Raw genomic sequence first — 16,305 nt, forward strand, 5'->3', positions numbered from 1 at the left:
AGAGGCAGATGGCCGTTTCGCAGAATCAGTTCGACCGGATCGTCCGGGACATGCCCGGCTTCGGCAATGATCCCGCGTCAATCCGCCGCCGGATCGAAACGATGGAAGCGCTGTTGGAGGGGTTGTTCGTCATCCCCGGCACCAGGCGTCGCGTCGGCCTAGACAGCCTCGTCGGGCTGATCCCGGTGGTGGGCGATCTCGCCACGGCCGCGATGGGCGCGTGGATCGTCTGGGAAGCGCGCAACCTCGGCATGTCGAAATGGCAGATCACCCGCATGGCCGCCAATGTCGGGGTCGACACGCTGGTCGGCGCCATTCCGTTCGCTGGCGATATCTTCGACTTTCTCTACAAGTCTAACACGAAGAATCTGCGCATCATCCGCAAGCATCTCGATCGCCACCATCCCTCGACGGTGACGATCGACGCTTGATCATTCGCCGGCGCTATTGCCCAGCGGCTGGGTATTGGGGTCCAGATCCAGGATCAGCCCCGGCCGCTTGGTCGGGTTGGTCGGCGGCGGCACCGGACGGCGCGGGTTCAGGATGTTCGGCCCCGGCGCGATCTTGACATAGGCGCTGTCGGCCGCCCCGCCCTGATGCGCGGGGCAACGGGCGAATTCCAGCGCCCGATCCATGCACAGCCACACTTCGCTCAACATATTGTCGCGCGTGGTGGTGACGCGCATCATGTTCGCCTTCATCCCCTTGTTCGCCCGCGCAAAGGCCTCGGCAAATTGCCCGGCGGTCAAATTCTTGCGCCGCGACAGCGCCCCCATGTCGGGATAGCGCAGTGATTCATAGAAAGCGCGCGACAGGTTGAAATAGAGTTCCGGCTTGGTCGCCATGCAGGTGCCATGCTTGGCCCATTCATGCTGGATCAGCTGGGCCGATGGCGTGGCGCACATATTCTGGCGGATCACCGCGCGCGGCACGATATCGGTCGCGCGGCAATATTGCGGCCATTCCTTGCCATAGCCGTCGGGCCACAGGCCATGCAGCGTGAAGCCGAACTTGCCGTTGCGGCCACCGCACTGGACGCTGTTCTTCGGCCCCTTGGCCGTCGCGCAAAATTGCGGCGACCAGCTGATCGCCAGCGTGTAGCTGCCGATCGGCAGGACGCGCTTGGGCTCCTTGTCGCTGGGCAGTTCCGGTTCGGGCCGCGCCGGCTGGCTGGGCGCGCTGCAATAGGCGGCCTGCGCCAGCGCCGTGCCGGGCATGGCGGCCAGAAGGAAGGCGAAAATCAGCTTATGCATAGGCAAAATCCAGTCCGATATCGGCGGCAGGGGCGGATTGGGTCAGGCGGCCGACGCTGATATAGGTAACGCCGGTTTCCGCCTTGGCGCGGATCGTCTCCAGCGTGACCCCGCCCGAACTTTCGGTCGGCACCCGCCCGCCGATCAGCGTCACCGCTCCGCGCAGCGTCGGCGCGTCCATATTGTCGAGCAGCAGATGCGTCGCCCCGGCGGCCAGCGCCGGTTCGATCTGGTCGACCCGGTCGACCTCCACGATGATGCGTTCGACCCCGGCGGCCACGGCGCGGCGCACCGCCTCCTCGACCGATCCGGCGACGGCGACATGATTGTCCTTGATCATCGCCGCATCCCACAGGCCCATGCGATGATTGGTCGCCCCGCCCATGCGCGTGGCATATTTTTCCAGGACGCGCAGGCCCGGAATGGTCTTGCGCGTATCCAGCAGGGTCGCACCCGTGCCCAGGATCGCGTCGACATAGGCGCGCGTCATGGTGGCGATACCGGTCAGATGCTGCACCGTATTGAGCGCCGATCGCTCCGCCGTCAGCATCGCCCGCGCCTTGCCCCGAATGCGCAGGATGTCGGTCCCCGCCGCGACCCGATCGCCATCCTGATGCAGCAGTTCGACCTCCACATCGGGATCGAGCGCACGAAAGAAAGCGACCGCAATCGGCAATCCCGCCAGCGTTACCGCATCCCGACTGTCCATCACCCCGTCGAACACCGCATCGGTCGGAATGACCGCCTCGCTGGTAACATCGCGCCCATCAGGGCCAAGGTCTTCGGCAAGGGTCGCAGCGACGAAGGCGTCGAGATCGAAACCGGGGAGGGAAAAGGTCATGGCGCTTTCTCTAGCCATCTGGCGCATCCCTGCAAACCCCTCACGAAACGCTAGCGTGATTGACTTAGTCCACAACTTAGTCCACTTTTCTCGCATGACCCAGATCATCAACGTCCATGACGCCAAGACGCACTTTTCCAAGTTGCTGAACCGCGCGCATGCGGGCGAAGAAATCATTTTGGCAAAGGCTGGCAAACCTTATGCGAAATTGGTGCCGATCGTCGAAGAGCGACCGCAACGGCGGCCGGGACGTTTCGAAGGGCAGTTTGTAGTCGATGATAGCGCATTTTTCGACCCGCTCCCCGAAGAAGAGCTTCGTCTTTGGGAAGGACGGGACGATTGAGATGCCTGCTGGATACCCACGGCCTGATCTGGTGGTGGGCACGCTATCCAAAATTACTGGGCACGCGCGCCTATGCCGCGCTCAATGATCCACTGAACGATATTTTCGTCAGCGCGGCAACGGGTTGGGAGGTCGCCACGAAGAATCGTACGCGCGGCATCGATCTCCCCGTTACAATCGAAGACTTCGAGGCCGCAGTGGCCGATGAGGGCTTCATAACGCTCGATGTGACCATGAGCCACGCTGTCCATGCGGGGAATTATGACCTGCCCCACCGCGACCCGTTCGATCGCCTGCTCGCCGCGCAGGCGGAACTGGAAGGCCTGACGCTACTCACCTGCGACAAGGCCTTCCATGATTTTCCCTGCAAAATGCTCTGGGATTAGGGCCGCGCCCCGACATCCCCCTGCCCCACCGTGCCGCTGGCCATTTCCAGCATCCGGTCCAGGCTCTTCTTCGCCTGCAACCGCAGCGTCTCGTCCATCTCGATCCGCGGCTGCAAATCGCGCAGCGACAGATACAGCTTCTCCATCGTGTTGAGCGCCATATAGGGGCAGATATTGCAGTTGCAGTTGCCGTCCGCACCGGGCGCGCCGATGAAAGTCTTGTCCGGTACGGACTTCTGCATCTGGTGGATGATATGCGGCTCGGTCGCCACGATCAGCGTGTCGCCCGGCATCGTCTTGGCAAAGTCCAAAATGCCGCTGGTCGACCCGACATAATCGGCATGGTCGACGATATAGGGCGGACATTCGGGGTGCGCGGCGATCGGCGCGTCCGGATGCACGGCCTTCAGCTTCAGCAGTTCCGTCTCACTGAACGCCTCATGCACGATGCACACGCCCGGCCACAACAGCATGTCGCGGCCCAGCTTACGCTTCAGATAGCCGCCCAGATGCTTGTCCGGGCCGAAGATGATCTTCTGATCCTTGGGGATCTGCGCCAATATCTTCTCGGCGGAAGAGGATGTCACGATGATATCGGACAGCGCCTTCACCTCGGCCGAACAGTTGATGTAGCTGAGCGCAATATGATCCGGGTGCGCCTCGCGGAACGCCTTGAACTGGGCGGGCGGACAACTGTCCTCCAGCGAACAGCCCGCATCCATGTCCGGCAGCACGACGATCTTCTGCGGCGACAATATCTTCGCCGTCTCCGCCATGAAGCGCACGCCGCAAAAAGCGATCACGTCCGCGTCCGTCTCCGCCGCCTTGCGCGACAGTTCCAGACTGTCGCCGACGAAATCGGACAGGTCCTGAATTTCAGGCGACTGGTAATAATGGCCGAGGATGACGGCGTTGCGCTCCTTGCGCAGCCGATCAATCTCCGCTCGCAGGTCCAGCCCCTGCAAGCTGCCGCCCATGCCACCGCGTGCATCCACGTCGTTAGTCTCCGATTACTACCCTGCGACGGCAGATAGTCGGGCAAGGGTCCGGGATCAAGGGAATCAGGGCCGGGATGGCCATTGCGCCTGCATCGCCCGCGCCGCACCGGGCGTTCCGGCGGTCACGGCATCCGTCACGGCATAGCCGACGGGGCTATAGGCGATCGCCTGCGCCACCAATTGCCCCCCGGCCAGCAGCGCCAGCCCCCACAGATAGGCCGGATGCACCCGCCTCAGACGGCGCCGGTCGGCGATCATGCCCGCCACGATGAAGAGGGCCGGAAACAGCACCGCCGATATCCACCAGGCCCATGGCATTATCAACGGCATGGGCAGCAGCCGACCGAAGCCCGGCCCGGTCAGCCCCGCCATAGCCCCCAGCATCAGCCGCCGGTGCCAGTCCGTCCGCCGCCGCAGACCGATCGCCCAGAAAACCGTCCCCGCAAAGGTCGCCAGCCCCGTCAGATTGCCGAACAGAAATTCATTCTTCGCAAAGAAGAAGGGACCACCCGTCCTGCGCAAGATGGTCAGCAATATCGCTATGCCCAGGATCATCATCGCCGGCACCCAGCCCAGCGCCAGCCAGCCCAGCCGCCGGTGCAACGCCATGGAGCCGGTCGCGACCAGCCCGGTCTGCGCCAGATACAGGACCACCCAGCCAAAGAAGACAAGGGCATGAAGATGGAAGATCGGCGGCACCGCAAAGGTCGAACGACCCAGCGCAATATTGGTGGAAAATCCCGCCACCAGCACCAGCGCCATCAGGCAGGCCGTGACGAAGAAGAAACGATGCTCCCGCTCGAAGACAGTCGCCGCCTGCACCTGCGTCGCCATATCACCCCCCGAATTTTGCTATGGCCGAAAATAGCATTTTCGGCAGGAAAGCGTCAATTCAGGCAGGATTTTCTATCAACGATGCTTTTCAAGCACTTGGTTGATCGGCGTCGTCACGTCCCATTTGTCGCGACTATTATTCTTCCGCTCCGGCGGGAAGGTCACGATCACCCGCGCATCGCCAAAGCCCATGGCGGCCAGCGGCGCGCCCATGACCTTGGCGATCGCCGTGCGCCCATATTCGCGCGCCTGCGCCATGCGTTCGGGCGACCGGGCCGATGCCTCTGCCCGCGCCTGCGCATGGACGGAGGCCTTGCGGCTCAATTCTTCGCCCGCCTCCCGCGTCACGAACAGCCCGCTGGTCTTTACGAGCGTGCGGCGCGCCTCATCGACATTGGGCTTATCCGGCTTCACGTCCGGCGCGTTGACGATCAGCGTGCGCGCCTTCTCGTCCCATTCCAGATCGCCGGCGGACAGGCCCGACAGGTCGATGAAATAATCGACCGAATAGGGCATCTTCACCACCTGATCGGATTTCAGCCAGCCAAAGCCGCGCACATCCTGCGCCGTGCTCTGGATCGTGCCGTTCAGCCGCGACACGCGCAGGTCGCTGGTCCCGCCGATCTTTTCCGCGATGATCTTCGTCACCGCCGACCCGTCATCCTCGACCGTGACGACATAGTCGCGATTATAGCTCTGCCAGCCGACCAGCATCGCCGCGCCGACAAACAGGATCAGCAGCGCCGCGCCAATCGGCCCGGCATAGCGCCTCAACGCATCCGCCATTGCCCGTCCCCGGCCGGCGCCGCGATGCCCCGGCCATCCAGATCGATCAGATGCGCCAGCACCGATCGCCCGGCCGCGCCATAGAGGCGCGGGTCGACGCCCTTGTACATTTCCGCCACCATGTCCGGAATGGCGCTCTGGCCGTTGCGCTCCAGAAAGCGGAGTATCTGCCCCTCGCGCTGCTTGCGATGACCCATCATGCCGCGCACCAGCCGCTGCGGATTGTCGATCTGCTCGCCATGCGCGGGATAATAGATCATGTCGTCCCGCCCCAGCAGCAATTGCATCGACCGCATATAGGCGCTCATGTCGCCATCGGGCGGGGATATGACGCTGGTGGACCAGCCCATCACATGATCGCCGCTGAACAGCGCCTTTTCTTCCAGCAGCGCGAAGCACAGATGGTTGGACGTATGGCCCGGCGTCGCCACCGCCGCCAGCGTCCAGCCCGGCCCGCCGACCTGCTCGCCATCGCCCAGCACGCGGTCCGGGCGATAGTCCGCATCGAAGGCCGCATCGGCGCGCGGCCCGTCATCATCCAGCGTCAGCGGCGCACAGCCGATCACCGGCGCGCCGGTCAAGGCGCTCAGCGGCCGCGCGGCGGGGCTATGGTCGCGATGGGTATGGGTGCACAGGATCGCCACCACCGGCCGCCCGCCAATCGCCGCGATCAGCGCCGCCAGATGATCGGCATCGTCCGGCCCCGGATCGATCACCGCCACCGCATCACCGCCGACAATATAGGTCTGCGTGCCCGTATAGGTGAAAGGCGACGGATTGGGCGCCAGCACGCGATGAACCAGAGGGCTGAGCGGCATCAGAACGCCGGTCGGCAGGTCGGCCGGATCGAAAGGAGGTGCCATATGCCCCATGTGCCCATTTATGGGCGGATTTCAAGGGTGGCGGGACTATCCCTCTCCCATCGGGAGAGGGAGGGAGCCGCGCAGCGGCGGAAGGGTGAGGGCGGCAGGGTGCCGATATGACCGCCCTCACCTTCCCACTCGGCTGCGCCGAGCGGGCCCCTTCCTCTCCCGATGGGAGAGGAGACAATAGCCGCTAACGCCCCAATTTGTCATTCGGGCTGCGCGTTTATCTCAATCCCCCAACCAGTCGGCTATGATCTCGCCGTCATGCCCTTCGGGCGCCAACGCCGCGCGCAACGCTTCCAACATGGGCGGCAATGCCTGCGTGAAGGCATAAGGCGGGTTCACGATAAACAGGCCCGCGCCATTATAGATGCCGGGCTGCTCGCTGTCATAAAGCCAATGCTCCACCAGCAGCATTTTCGGGATGCCGAGCTTGCGCAACTGCTTCTTCCAATGCCAGTGCGCGGCGCCGTCTTTCAGCGGATACCAGATCACCGTCACGCCATGCGCCCATTTGCGATGCGCGGCGGCGAGGGTGGCGGTGATGCGCGCGCGTTCGTCCGTCTGCTCATAGGGCGGATCGACCACCACCACGCCGCGCGCGGTGCGGGGCGGCACCATGGCCAGCCACAGTTCATAAGCGTCGCGTTCATGCACCGCCGCGCCAGTGTCCCGCATCACGCCGCGCAGGGTATAAGCGTCTTCCGGATGCTTTTCGTTGAGGATCAGCCCATCCTGCGGCCGCAAAAGCTGCGCCAGAAAGCGCGGCGAGCCGGGGTAAAGCCGCGGCTCGTCCCCCGCATTCACCGCCCGCACGGCGGCGCGATAGTCGTCCAGCAAGGGATTCGCGTCGGCAAAGGCCCGCAGCACGCCTCCCGTCGCCTCGCCGGTGCGCTGCGCTGCGTCGCCGCCAAGGTCGTACAGCCCGCAACCGGCATGGGTGTCGATCAGGGTCAGCGCGCCCGGCTTTTGCTGCAAGGCCTGCACCAGAGCGATGAGGAGGCTGTGCTTCACGACATCGGCGCTGTTGCCGGCATGGAAGGAATGGCGATAATTCATGGTGGTTCAAAATCCTGACGACCGGCCTTTAGACGAACTGCCGGACCTTCTGCAAAGCGAAGTTATGGCAGCGCCGCTATTGCCGGGCGGGAGGAAGGATCGAGCAGCCAATCCGGTGCTTGCATGCGGTTGCGCGGAAACCTCCAAGGCGCTTCGGCGTAAGGTCTTAAGTGAGAGTTAGCGATCTTTATCGAAAACAGAGACTGTCCAGATCGAGCCATCTTAGCCCCTCCCCTTTAAGGGAGGGGTTGGGGTGGGGGCTATCCTCTTGGCGCTGCGCGTGGGGCGATCCCCCGCCCCCGACCTGTCCTACCCGGCCCCCCTCTGCTAGTCTCCGCCCCATGCTCGTACTCCCCTCCACGCCACACCGTCCCTCGCAACAATATTTCCAACATTTGTTCCGAAATATCAAAACTCACGGGACATATGCGAAGTTAAGCGTGGGATTTCCGACATGACCGCCGCCCTGCCCGAACGCTGGCGCCAGTATCTGGCACTCGACCGGCGCCGCTCCACCCATACGGTGCGCGCCTATGTCGCCACGGCCGAGCGGCTGATCGCCTTCCTCGAAGAGCATCGCGGCGAAAGGATCGAGGCGTCGGCACTCGCCACTCTGGATCAGGCGGACCTGCGCGCCTTCCTCACCAGTCGGCGGATGGACGGGATCGGCAATCTGTCGGCCGCCCGCGAACTCTCCGCCGTGCGCGGCTTCCTGAAATTCGTCGGCGGTGAGGAGGGCCGCGTGCCCCAGCTCAAGGGACCGCGGGTCAAGCGCGGCCTGCCCCGTCCCATTTCCCCGGACGAGGCGATGGCGCTGGCGCAGGACATTGCCGAAACCGCGCGGGAGGGCTGGATCGGCGCGCGCGACTGGGCGGTGCTGCTGCTGCTCTATGGCGCGGGTCTGCGCATCGGCGAGGCGATGGGGCTGCAAGGCGACATCATGCCGCTGGGCGAAACGCTGCGCGTCACCGGCAAGCGCAACAAGACGCGGATCGTGCCGCTGTTGCCACAGGTGCGGCAGGCGATCGAAACCTATATCGACCTGTGCCCCTATCCCCCGGCGCGCGACGAGCCGCTGTTCCGGGGCGCCCGCGGCGGGCCGCTGTCCGCCGCGCTGATCCGCCGCGCGGTACAGGGCGCGCGCGGTCGGCTGGGCCTGTCGGACCGGACCACGCCGCACGCGCTGCGCCACAGTTTCGCGACCCATTTGCTGGGGCGCGGCGCCGACCTGCGCAGCCTGCAAGAGTTGCTGGGCCATGCCAGCCTGTCCTCCACACAGGTCTATACCCAGGTCGACGCCGCGCACCTGCTCGACATTTATCGCAACGCCCATCCCAGGGCGTAGCCTGCCAAGGGGCAAGCGGCGGGTCAGGGCCGAAGGTCGCCACGAATCCGCCGCATTCCCCGGTCAGACTGACCCGCGACTCCATGATGGTGAGAGACTTGCGATGATGCTGCGTCTGATCCTGGCCCTGCAAAGCGTCGGCGCGGGCGACATCCCGCCCGATTTCGACCTGAAGAAGATGCAGCCTTCACCGGACGCCAACGCCATCGTCGTGACCGCCCGGCGGAGCAGCCAGCGGATCGAACGTGAACCGGTCGGCAAGGCGGAACCCCCGCTCGGCCGCGCGGAATTCGGCCTGTTCGGCAAGGTGAAGGGCAATGTCCACGCCGAAAGCCAGAGCTTCGGCAACGGCACCACATCGCAGCGGGTCATGGTGGGCATCAAATTGCCCTTTTAGCGTGAATCGCCTTCATTAAGCATCGTCATTGCGAGCGCAGCGAAGCAATCCATGAGCGCACCATTGGATTGCTTCGCTGCGCTCGCAATGACGGCACGGGTCAAAGCAATCTCATCTCTCTTTAGGAAAAATCCTTACCGGCTCTCATCCCTTCGGCCGCCAGGTCGCCAGCCGCCACAGATAGATCACCACGGCCCCGATCACACAGGCGGTCGCGGCCGGGCCGACATAATGGTCGATATGGCGGAAATTCTGGCCCAGCAGATAGCCGGCATAGGCAAGGATCAGGTTCCACACCAAAGCCCCGCCCGTCGTCCACAGCAGGAACCGGACATGCCCCATGCGGAACAGGCCTGCGGGCAGCGATATCATCGTGCGGAACGCGGGCATGAAGCGGAAGACGAAGACGACGATCTGGCCATATTTGCCGAACAGATGGTCCAGCGCCTCGACATCCCGCCATTCCAGCGTCGCCCAGCGGCCATAGCGGTCGACCAGCGGCTTCAGGCGCTTAAAACCCAATATATGGCCGACCAGATACCAGAAATAATTGCCGATCGTGGTGCCGATGGTCCCGGCCAGCAGCAGCCACTCCATATCCATCCGCCCCTGCCCGACGCGGATGCCGCCAATGCCCATGATCAGTTCGGACGGGATCGGCGGAAAGACATTTTCGAGGATCATCAGGAAGAAGATGCCCCAATATCCCCCCGCATCGATCAGGCGGAGAACCCAGTCGGTCATCGCCTCTTCCCACACCCCGTCATCCCGGCGCAGGCTGGGATCTCCCTTTTCTGCTCAACCTCGAAACAGGGAGAAGAGAGATACCAGCCTTCGCTGGCATGACGGATATTGTGCATCAGGATCAAGCCGCCGCCCGCGCCGCAAGCCGGGCGTCGATCGCGTCCCAGATCATGCCGCCCGTATCGGTGCCATCAAACGCATCGATCGACACGATTCCGGTCGGCGACGTTACGTTGATTTCCGTCAGCCATTCCCCGCCGATCACGTCGATCCCCACGAACAGCAGGCCGCGCGCCTTCAATTCCGGCCCCATGGCCGCACAGATTTCGCGCTCCTTGTCGGTCAGTTGCGTCTTGGCCGCCGATCCGCCCACCGCCAGATTGGACCGGATCTCGCCCGCGCCGGGAATGCGATTGACCGCGCCCGCCACCTCGCCATCGACCAGCACGATACGCTTGTCGCCTTCCGCGACGCCGGGGATGAAGGCCTGCACCATGAAAGGCTCGACCCATGACGCCTTGAACAGTTCCACCAGAGACGACAGGTTCGCGCCATTCTTGCCGACATGGAACACCGCCACGCCGCCATTGCCATAAAGCGGCTTCACCACGATCTCGCCATGCTGGGCCAGGAAGCTCTTCACCTCGGCCAGATCGCGCGTGATCATCGTCGGCGGCATGAAGCGGGCGTAATCCAGCACGAACAGCTTTTCGGGCGCGTTGCGGACACTGGCGGGATCGTTCACCACCAAAGTTTCGGCCTGCACCCGCTCCAGCAAATGGGTGGCGGTGATGTAGCTCAAATCAAAGGGCGGGTCCTGCCGCATCCACACGACATCGACATCGCGGCCTAGGTCCAGAATTTCTTCGGGGCCAAAGGCGAAATGATCGCCCTGCACCTTCTGGACGTTGACCGGCCGTGCCTTGGCCAGCACGCGGCCGTCGCGGAACGTCAGGTCGGGCGCCAGATAATGATAGAGCCGGTGCCCCCGCGCCTGCGCCGCCAGCATGATGTGAAAGGTCGAATCGCCCGCGATCTTGATCCCTTCCATCGGGTCCATCTGCATGGCGACGGTCAGGGGGTTGAATGTGGTCATCTACGTTCCTTTTTCCGTTCGCCCTGAGCCTGTCGAAGGGCCGCACTTCTCTTCAAGAAAAAGGGCTGGGCTTCGACAAGCTCAGCCCGAACGGGGCGTGATATTTCACCCCCCATGCCAGACATTGGCCAGATGGCGCGGCGCGCGGCCCGGCGCAAGGAGGATGACGTCGATTCGCATGTCGTCGCCGGGTTTTGCGAGGTCGTGCCACAATATTTCCGCCGCCTTCGCCACCCGCGCCAGCCGCCTTTCGTCGATGGCGACGTCCAGTTCTGCCGCGCTGCCCCGCGCCTTCACCTCGACAAAGGCGAGCATCGATCCGCGCCGCACGACCAGATCCACCTCGCCCGCCGGGGTTCGCATCCGCCGACCGACAATCTGCCAGCCTTTCAGACGCAGCCACCAGGCGGCGATGCGTTCGGCCTGCCGCCCGCGCTTCTCCGCCTGCTGCCTGTTCACCCCTTCAATTCCATCGCCCGGTCATACAGCGTCCGCCGGTCGAGTCCCAATTTCTTGGCGACTTCCCCCGCCGCCTTGGACACCGGCAGGCGCGTCATCGCCTCCAGCAGGGCAGCGTCGGCATCCTCCGCACTCGCCGGCGGCGCTTCGCCTGGCGGCCCCACGATGACGACGATCTCGCCCTTGGGCGGCGCATCGGCATAGCGGGTGGACAGTTCGGACAGCGTGCCCGTCGCCGTCTCCTCATAAGCCTTGCTGATTTCCCGGCTGACTGCCGCGTCGCGATCGCCCAGATGCGCCGCCATCGCCGACAGGCTTTCCGACAGGCGCGGCCCGCTTTCATAGAAGACCAAAGTCGCCCGCAGCCCCGCCACTTCGTCCAGCGTATCGCCCCGCGCCTTCGCCTTGTTCGGCAGGAAGCCCATGAACAGGAAGCGATCGGTCGGCAGGCCCGACAGCGTCAGCGCCGCGATCGCCGCGCTGGGTCCGGGCAGCGTCGTTACCTTGCGCCCCGCCGCCCGCGCATCGCGCACCAGCTTGTAACCGGGATCGGAAATCAGCGGCGTCCCTGCATCCGACAGCAAAGCCACCGATTCGCTCGCCATCCGCTCGATCAGGCGGATGCGCACATGATCGGCGCTATGATCATGATAGGGCAACATCGGCCGGTCGGACCCCGCATGGCGCAGCAGGCGCGCGCTCACCCGTGTATCTTCCACGGCGACCACATCGGCCAGCCGCAGGACTTCCGCCCCGCGCGGCGTAAGGTCACCAAGGTTGCCGATTGGCCCAGCAACGATATAAAGCCCGGGTTCAAGCCCTGAAGGTTCAGTTTCCATAAGGACGCCAGATGACAGAGACGGATGCCCCCCGGCAAGCAAACATGTTCGCCGCCGTAAAAAGGGGCGCGCGGATCGCCTTCATGGGAACGGCCCTGTTCCTGGCCGCCTGTTCATCGATCGTGCCCAAGGGGCCAGCCCCCACCACCCCGACCGGCCCGGCCCAGCCGACCGGCCCCGAAGTGGTGCAGGGCCTGCCGACCGACACGGCGCGCCATCGCGTCGCGCTGCTGGTGCCGATGACAGGCACCAATGCGGGCGTGGGCCAGTCGATCGCCAACGCCACCACGCTGGCGCTGCTGGATACCAAGACGGACCGGGTCCGCATCACCACCTATGACACCGCGCTGGGCGCGGCTGCCGCGGTGAACAAGGCGCTGGCCGACGGCAACCGCCTGATCCTCGGCCCGTTGCTGGCGGAGGATGCCCGCGTGATCGGGCCGATCGCCGCACGCGCCAACGTACCGGTCGTCAGCTTCTCCAACGACGCCAGCATTGCCGGCGGCGGCGTCTATGTGCTGGGCTACAACACCGCCCAGTCGATCGACCGCGTGGTCGATTTCGCCAAGGACAAGGGGCTGACCCGCTTCGGCGCGCTGGTGCCGCGCGGCACCTATGGCGAGCGGGCGGGCAATGCCCTGCTGCGCGCAGTGCAACAGGCCGGCGGAACGGTGGTGTCGATGCAGAGCTTCGACCGGTCGCCCGCCTCCATCACAGCGGCGGTCAAGAAGTTGCAGGCCTCCTCCAGCTATGACGCGCTGCTGATCGCCGACAGCGGCCGGGTGGCGTTGCAGGTCGCGCCGATCGTGCGCAAGAATGGCGGCGCCACCGCCCGCCTGCTGGGCACGGAGCTGTGGAACACCGACACGTCGCTGGCCGCCAGCCCCGTGCTGCGCGGGGCATGGTTTGCCAGCGTCTCCGACACGCTCTATCGCCAGCTCGCGACCAAATATCGCGCCCGTTATGGCGCCGCGCCCTTCCGCCTCTCCTCGCTCGGCTATGATTCGGTGCTGCTGACGGTGCGGATCGCGCAGGACTGGAAGCCCGGTTCGCCCTTCCCCGCCGCGCGCCTGCGCGACGCAGGCGGCTTTTCCGGCATCGACGGCGCCTTCCGCTTCAACCGGCAGGGCATCGCCGAACGCGCGCTGGAGGTGAATGAAGTGGGCGCCGGCGCGTCAACAGTGGTCGATCCGGCCCCGCGCGGTTTCGGGGAGTAACAATCCAATTTCAAACCGTTCGGGCTGAGCCTGTCGAAGCCCTGCTCTTCTCTTCAAAAGAAGGGCGGCCCTTCGACAAGCTCAGGGCGAACGGACTTCATAGCTTAACCCGCCCCATCGGCAGGATCATCGGCCCATCGCCCGCCTGCTCGATCCGCGCGGTTACGCCATAGACCCGCGCCAGCGCTTCCGGCGTCAGCACATCCATCGGCGCGGCATCGGCCACCAGCGCGCCGCCCTCCATCAGCAGCAGCCGGCCGCAATAGCGCGCCGCCATGCTGAGATCATGCAGCACCGTCACCACCAGCGCCCCGCCGCGCGCTTCCTCCCGCAACAGATCCATCACGTCGATCTGATGCCCCGGATCGAGCGCGGCCAGCGGCTCATCGGCGATCAGCGCCCGTGCCCCCACCGCCAGCGCCCGCGCCAGCAACACCCGCGCACGCTCCCCGCCCGACAATTCGGTCGCGATCCGGCCCTTCAGGTGCAGCACATCGGCCCGCGCCATCGCCGCTTCGATCGCGGCATCATCCGCAGCCGTCAGGCGAGACAGCGGCCCCAGATGCGGCAGCCGCCCCAGCGCCACCAGCCGCTCGACACTCAGCGGCCAGTGCAAAGTCTGGCCCTGCGGCAAATAGGCAACCGACCGCGCAATCGCCTGCCGGTCCAGCCGCGCCACATCCTGACCGTCGATCGTCACCTGCCCCGCCTGCGCTTTGGTCAGCCCCAGCAGCGCGCGGATCAGTGTCGATTTGCCCGCGCCATTGGGGCCGATGATGCCGACCAGCGCGCCCGGTTCCAGCGTCACATCCACATCCCGCACCGCCGCATGGCGACCAAGGCGAACGGACAGATTTTCCGCGCGCAACGTCACCATAGCCGCTTCTCCCGCATCAGGTGGATCAGGAAGACCGGCACGCCCAGCAGCGCCGTCACCACGCCCAGCTTGAGTTCGCTGCTGGTCGGGATCAGCCGCACGCCGATATCCGCCAGCGTCAGCAGCGCCGCGCCACCCAGCAGCGAAGGCAGCAGCACCGCCGAGGGCGAGCGATCGGTCAGCGGCCGCACCAGATGCGGCACGATCAGCCCGACAAAGCCGATCGCCCCCGACACCGCCACCGCGCCGCCCACGCCGATCGCCACCCCCAGCATCATCCGCAACCGCGCGGCCGACAGGTTGACGCCCAGCGCCTGCGCGCCTTCTTCCCCCAAGGTCAGCGCGTCCAGCGTCCGCCCGTCGGCGATCAGCAGCGCCGCGCCGATCGCGACACAGGGCAAAGCGATCCAGACATGGTCATAGCTGCGATTTTCCAGGCTCCCCATCAGCCAGCTCATAATCTCCATCGCGGCAAAGGGGTTGGGCGACAGATTCAGCGACAGGCTGATCCCCGCGCCCGCCAGCGTCGCCACCGCGATACCGGCCAGGATCAGCGTCAGCGGGCTTTCCGCTGATCCCGACAGCAGGAACAGCGCACCGATCGCAATCAGCGCGGAAGTGATCGCCAGCACGGGCAGCGCCAGCGGATGCAGTTGCGCCAGCCCGAAATAGAGCGCGCACACTGCCCCCAGCGCCGCCGCATTGGACGCGCCCAGCACGGACGGTTCGGCAAGCGGATTGCGCAAATAGCCCTGCAAGGCCGCGCCCGACACGCCCAGCATCGCGCCGACGATCAGCCCCAGCGCCATGCGCGGCAGGCGCAGGTCGAGGATGATGGCGCGCGCGACCTCATCGCCGCCGCCGGTCAACACTGCCGCGATCCGCGCCGGACTGAGCGACACCGCGCCGAGCAGGATCGATCCGAACGCCGCGAGAATAACCAGCAGCAACAAGCCGGGAATTAGCAGCGGATGATGGCGGCGTGCGGTCATGGACACGCGCCTTGTCGATTGGCAAAGCAGCGTGTTCCTGCGAAGGCAGTTGCGAGGAGGCACGTGACTCCTCGCAACCAGTTCCACCCTCTCAACTGGGTTCCTGCCTTCGCAGGAACACGCTGTGCCATTGGATTGATAGCATTTCCATGATCCGGCCCCTGACCCTCGCGGCGACCGCCCTTTGCCTGCTGACCGGCGCAACCACGCCCCTGCCCCCGCGCAGGATCGTGTCGCTCAATGTCTGCGCCGATCAATATCTGCTGGCGCTCGCCGATCCCGGCCAGATTGCGGCGCTCAGCAGCAATGCCCGCGATCCCGAGCTTTCGGCGGCGGCAGACAAAGCGCGCGGTTATCGGACGCTGCGCCGTCCGTCGGAAGAAGTGCTGGCGATCCGGCCCGACCTGCTGGTCGGCTTCCCGCTGGGTCCGGGCGCCGTCGCCGGCGCGCCGCCGGGCCAGTGGCGCACGCTGGGCGTCGCCAGCGCCGACAGCTATGGCGCAATCCTCGACCAGATCAGGCAGGTCGCCCGCGCCGTCGACCATGTCGAACGGGGCGAAAAGCTGATCGCGCACATGAACCGCGACCTTGCCGCCCTGCCAAAGGCCCGGCGCAGCGGCGTGGCCGCCTATTATCAGCGGCGCGGCTATATGACCGGCACCGGCACCTTGATCGACGATCTGATGCACCGGGTGGGCCTCACCAATCTCGCCGCGAAACTCGGCAAGCCCGCGCTGGCGCAGGTATCTCTGGAGGAAATGGTCGCCGCCCGGCCCGACTGGCTGATCGTGGAAAGCGCCACCGATCATGTGGTCGATCAGGGTACGGAGATGCTGCACCATCCCGCCCTCGCCCGCATCCCGCGCATCAGCCTGCCACAAAGCTGGACCGTGTGCGGCGGCCCCGCCTATGTGCAGGCCGCGCGCGCCATCACGGCGCGCCTGAACGCGCCACGCTGAAAAGGCGGGCATCA

The 16,305-nt window shown here is 65.2% G+C and carries 20 protein-coding genes; 7 read left to right on the plus strand and 13 right to left on the minus strand.

What is annotated here, in order from left to right:
- The first annotated feature begins 8 nt into the window (after positions 1-8).
- Positions 9-431, plus strand: coding sequence for a DUF4112 domain-containing protein (locus BMX92_RS06485; protein WP_093013643.1), 423 nt, complete (start codon positions 9-11; stop codon positions 429-431).
- On the opposite strand, the gene BMX92_RS06490 is transcribed toward BMX92_RS06485, so the two are convergent.
- Together BMX92_RS06490 and nadC are read right to left on the minus strand one after the other, a co-directional pair.
- On the minus strand, positions 432-1,253 hold the full coding sequence (locus BMX92_RS06490; RefSeq protein ID WP_093013645.1) for a ribonuclease T2 family protein: 822 nt from the start codon (positions 1,251-1,253) through the stop codon (positions 432-434).
- Positions 1,246-2,094 (minus strand): carboxylating nicotinate-nucleotide diphosphorylase, encoded by an 849-nt coding sequence (nadC, locus tag BMX92_RS06495; RefSeq protein ID WP_093013648.1) that lies wholly within the window; start codon positions 2,092-2,094, stop codon positions 1,246-1,248. Before nadC ends, BMX92_RS06490 begins: the two co-directional genes overlap by 8 nt.
- On the opposite strand from nadC, the gene BMX92_RS06500 reads away from it, so the two are divergent.
- Together BMX92_RS06500 and BMX92_RS06505 are read left to right on the plus strand one after the other, a co-directional pair.
- The gene (locus tag BMX92_RS06500) at positions 2,093-2,437 is read left to right on the plus strand and encodes a type II toxin-antitoxin system Phd/YefM family antitoxin (RefSeq protein ID WP_256213293.1); all 345 of its coding nucleotides are present in this window, start codon (positions 2,093-2,095) and stop codon (positions 2,435-2,437) included. The genes nadC and BMX92_RS06500 overlap by 2 nt on opposite strands.
- Positions 2,434-2,823, plus strand: coding sequence for a type II toxin-antitoxin system VapC family toxin (locus BMX92_RS06505; RefSeq protein ID WP_093013654.1), 390 nt, complete (start codon positions 2,434-2,436; stop codon positions 2,821-2,823). Before BMX92_RS06500 ends, BMX92_RS06505 begins: the two co-directional genes overlap by 4 nt.
- Here the strand turns inward: BMX92_RS06505 and nadA are convergent.
- From nadA to BMX92_RS06530, 5 genes are all read right to left on the minus strand, one after another.
- Positions 2,820-3,800 (minus strand): quinolinate synthase NadA, encoded by a 981-nt coding sequence (nadA, locus tag BMX92_RS06510; RefSeq protein ID WP_093013657.1) that lies wholly within the window; start codon positions 3,798-3,800, stop codon positions 2,820-2,822. The genes BMX92_RS06505 and nadA overlap by 4 nt on opposite strands.
- 84 nt (positions 3,801-3,884) lie before the next feature.
- Positions 3,885-4,655, minus strand: a complete 771-nt coding sequence (locus tag BMX92_RS06515; protein ID WP_093013660.1) for a hypothetical protein — start codon at positions 4,653-4,655, stop codon at positions 3,885-3,887.
- A gap of 75 nt (positions 4,656-4,730) precedes the next feature.
- Positions 4,731-5,441, minus strand: a complete 711-nt coding sequence (locus tag BMX92_RS06520) for a DUF4230 domain-containing protein (protein WP_093013663.1) — start codon at positions 5,439-5,441, stop codon at positions 4,731-4,733.
- Positions 5,426-6,304, minus strand: a complete 879-nt coding sequence (locus BMX92_RS06525; protein ID WP_093014018.1) for an MBL fold metallo-hydrolase — start codon at positions 6,302-6,304, stop codon at positions 5,426-5,428. The genes BMX92_RS06520 and BMX92_RS06525 overlap by 16 nt, the downstream gene beginning before the upstream one ends.
- 231 nt (positions 6,305-6,535) lie before the next feature.
- A complete protein-coding gene (locus tag BMX92_RS06530) occupies positions 6,536-7,366 on the minus strand; it encodes a 23S rRNA (adenine(2030)-N(6))-methyltransferase RlmJ (protein WP_093013666.1) in 831 nt (276 codons plus the stop codon).
- Positions 7,367-7,820: 454 nt separating this feature from the next.
- Here BMX92_RS06530 and BMX92_RS06535 point away from each other — a divergent pair, with 454 nt between their 5' ends.
- Both BMX92_RS06535 and BMX92_RS06540 read left to right on the plus strand, forming a co-directional pair.
- A complete protein-coding gene (locus tag BMX92_RS06535) occupies positions 7,821-8,711 on the plus strand; it encodes a tyrosine recombinase XerC (protein WP_093013669.1) in 891 nt (296 codons plus the stop codon).
- A gap of 103 nt (positions 8,712-8,814) precedes the next feature.
- Complete coding sequence (locus BMX92_RS06540; protein ID WP_256213294.1) at positions 8,815-9,108, plus strand: hypothetical protein; 294 nt, start codon at positions 8,815-8,817, stop codon at positions 9,106-9,108.
- A gap of 144 nt (positions 9,109-9,252) precedes the next feature.
- Here BMX92_RS06540 and BMX92_RS06545 read toward each other — a convergent pair whose 3' ends face one another.
- The 4 genes from BMX92_RS06545 to rsmI form a co-directional block, all read right to left on the minus strand.
- Positions 9,253-9,852: a DedA family protein gene (locus BMX92_RS06545; protein WP_093013672.1), complete on the minus strand. Its 600-nt coding sequence runs from the start codon at positions 9,850-9,852 to the stop codon at positions 9,253-9,255.
- A gap of 121 nt (positions 9,853-9,973) precedes the next feature.
- Positions 9,974-10,948, minus strand: a complete 975-nt coding sequence (gene gshB / locus BMX92_RS06550) for a glutathione synthase (RefSeq protein WP_093013675.1) — start codon at positions 10,946-10,948, stop codon at positions 9,974-9,976.
- A 105-nt stretch (positions 10,949-11,053) separates the two neighbouring features.
- Entirely contained in the window at positions 11,054-11,407 is a 354-nt protein-coding gene (locus BMX92_RS06555) for a YraN family protein (RefSeq protein ID WP_093013678.1), read from the minus strand.
- Complete coding sequence (gene rsmI / locus BMX92_RS06560; protein ID WP_093013681.1) at positions 11,404-12,246, minus strand: 16S rRNA (cytidine(1402)-2'-O)-methyltransferase; 843 nt, start codon at positions 12,244-12,246, stop codon at positions 11,404-11,406. Before rsmI ends, BMX92_RS06555 begins: the two co-directional genes overlap by 4 nt.
- A gap of 11 nt (positions 12,247-12,257) precedes the next feature.
- Here rsmI and BMX92_RS06565 point away from each other — a divergent pair, with 11 nt between their 5' ends.
- Positions 12,258-13,463, plus strand: coding sequence for a penicillin-binding protein activator (locus tag BMX92_RS06565; protein WP_256213295.1), 1,206 nt, complete (start codon positions 12,258-12,260; stop codon positions 13,461-13,463).
- A 97-nt stretch (positions 13,464-13,560) separates the two neighbouring features.
- Here the strand turns inward: BMX92_RS06565 and BMX92_RS06570 are convergent, their stop codons facing one another.
- A complete protein-coding gene (locus tag BMX92_RS06570; RefSeq protein WP_093013687.1) occupies positions 13,561-14,340 on the minus strand; it encodes an ABC transporter ATP-binding protein in 780 nt (259 codons plus the stop codon).
- The gene (locus BMX92_RS06575; protein WP_093013690.1) at positions 14,334-15,332 is read right to left on the minus strand and encodes a FecCD family ABC transporter permease; all 999 of its coding nucleotides are present in this window, start codon (positions 15,330-15,332) and stop codon (positions 14,334-14,336) included. The genes BMX92_RS06570 and BMX92_RS06575 overlap by 7 nt, the downstream gene beginning before the upstream one ends.
- A 149-nt stretch (positions 15,333-15,481) precedes the next feature.
- On the opposite strand from BMX92_RS06575, the gene BMX92_RS06580 reads away from it, so the two are divergent.
- Positions 15,482-16,291, plus strand: coding sequence for an ABC transporter substrate-binding protein (locus tag BMX92_RS06580; protein ID WP_093013693.1), 810 nt, complete (start codon positions 15,482-15,484; stop codon positions 16,289-16,291).
- Positions 16,292-16,305 lie beyond the last annotated feature (14 nt).

Origin of the sequence: Sphingobium sp. YR768, from assembly GCF_900111125.1 — a bacterium.
Taxonomy (GTDB): domain Bacteria; phylum Pseudomonadota; class Alphaproteobacteria; order Sphingomonadales; family Sphingomonadaceae; genus Sphingobium.

Coding starts and splice junctions, on each gene's coding strand:
- BMX92_RS06575 (WP_093013690.1), bottom strand. CDS start 15,332: ATGACCGCACGCCGCCATCATCCGCTGCTAATTCCCGGCTTGTTGCTG.
- BMX92_RS06520 (WP_093013663.1), bottom strand. CDS start 5,441: ATGGCGGATGCGTTGAGGCGCTATGCCGGGCCGATTGGCGCGGCGCTG.
- BMX92_RS06525 (WP_093014018.1), bottom strand. CDS start 6,304: ATGGCACCTCCTTTCGATCCGGCCGACCTGCCGACCGGCGTTCTGATG.
- BMX92_RS06530 (WP_093013666.1), bottom strand. CDS start 7,366: ATGAATTATCGCCATTCCTTCCATGCCGGCAACAGCGCCGATGTCGTG.
- BMX92_RS06490 (WP_093013645.1), bottom strand. CDS start 1,253: ATGCATAAGCTGATTTTCGCCTTCCTTCTGGCCGCCATGCCCGGCACG.
- nadA (WP_093013657.1), bottom strand. CDS start 3,800: ATGGGCGGCAGCTTGCAGGGGCTGGACCTGCGAGCGGAGATTGATCGG.
- BMX92_RS06485 (WP_093013643.1), top strand. CDS start 9: ATGGCCGTTTCGCAGAATCAGTTCGACCGGATCGTCCGGGACATGCCC.
- nadC (WP_093013648.1), bottom strand. CDS start 2,094: ATGACCTTTTCCCTCCCCGGTTTCGATCTCGACGCCTTCGTCGCTGCG.
- BMX92_RS06545 (WP_093013672.1), bottom strand. CDS start 9,852: ATGACCGACTGGGTTCTCCGCCTGATCGATGCGGGGGGATATTGGGGC.
- BMX92_RS06540 (WP_256213294.1), top strand. CDS start 8,815: ATGATGCTGCGTCTGATCCTGGCCCTGCAAAGCGTCGGCGCGGGCGAC.
- BMX92_RS06535 (WP_093013669.1), top strand. CDS start 7,821: ATGACCGCCGCCCTGCCCGAACGCTGGCGCCAGTATCTGGCACTCGAC.
- BMX92_RS06565 (WP_256213295.1), top strand. CDS start 12,258: ATGACAGAGACGGATGCCCCCCGGCAAGCAAACATGTTCGCCGCCGTA.
- BMX92_RS06500 (WP_256213293.1), top strand. CDS start 2,093: ATGGCGCTTTCTCTAGCCATCTGGCGCATCCCTGCAAACCCCTCACGA.
- rsmI (WP_093013681.1), bottom strand. CDS start 12,246: ATGGAAACTGAACCTTCAGGGCTTGAACCCGGGCTTTATATCGTTGCT.
- BMX92_RS06580 (WP_093013693.1), top strand. CDS start 15,482: ATGATCCGGCCCCTGACCCTCGCGGCGACCGCCCTTTGCCTGCTGACC.
- gshB (WP_093013675.1), bottom strand. CDS start 10,948: ATGACCACATTCAACCCCCTGACCGTCGCCATGCAGATGGACCCGATG.
- BMX92_RS06515 (WP_093013660.1), bottom strand. CDS start 4,655: ATGGCGACGCAGGTGCAGGCGGCGACTGTCTTCGAGCGGGAGCATCGT.
- BMX92_RS06570 (WP_093013687.1), bottom strand. CDS start 14,340: ATGGTGACGTTGCGCGCGGAAAATCTGTCCGTTCGCCTTGGTCGCCAT.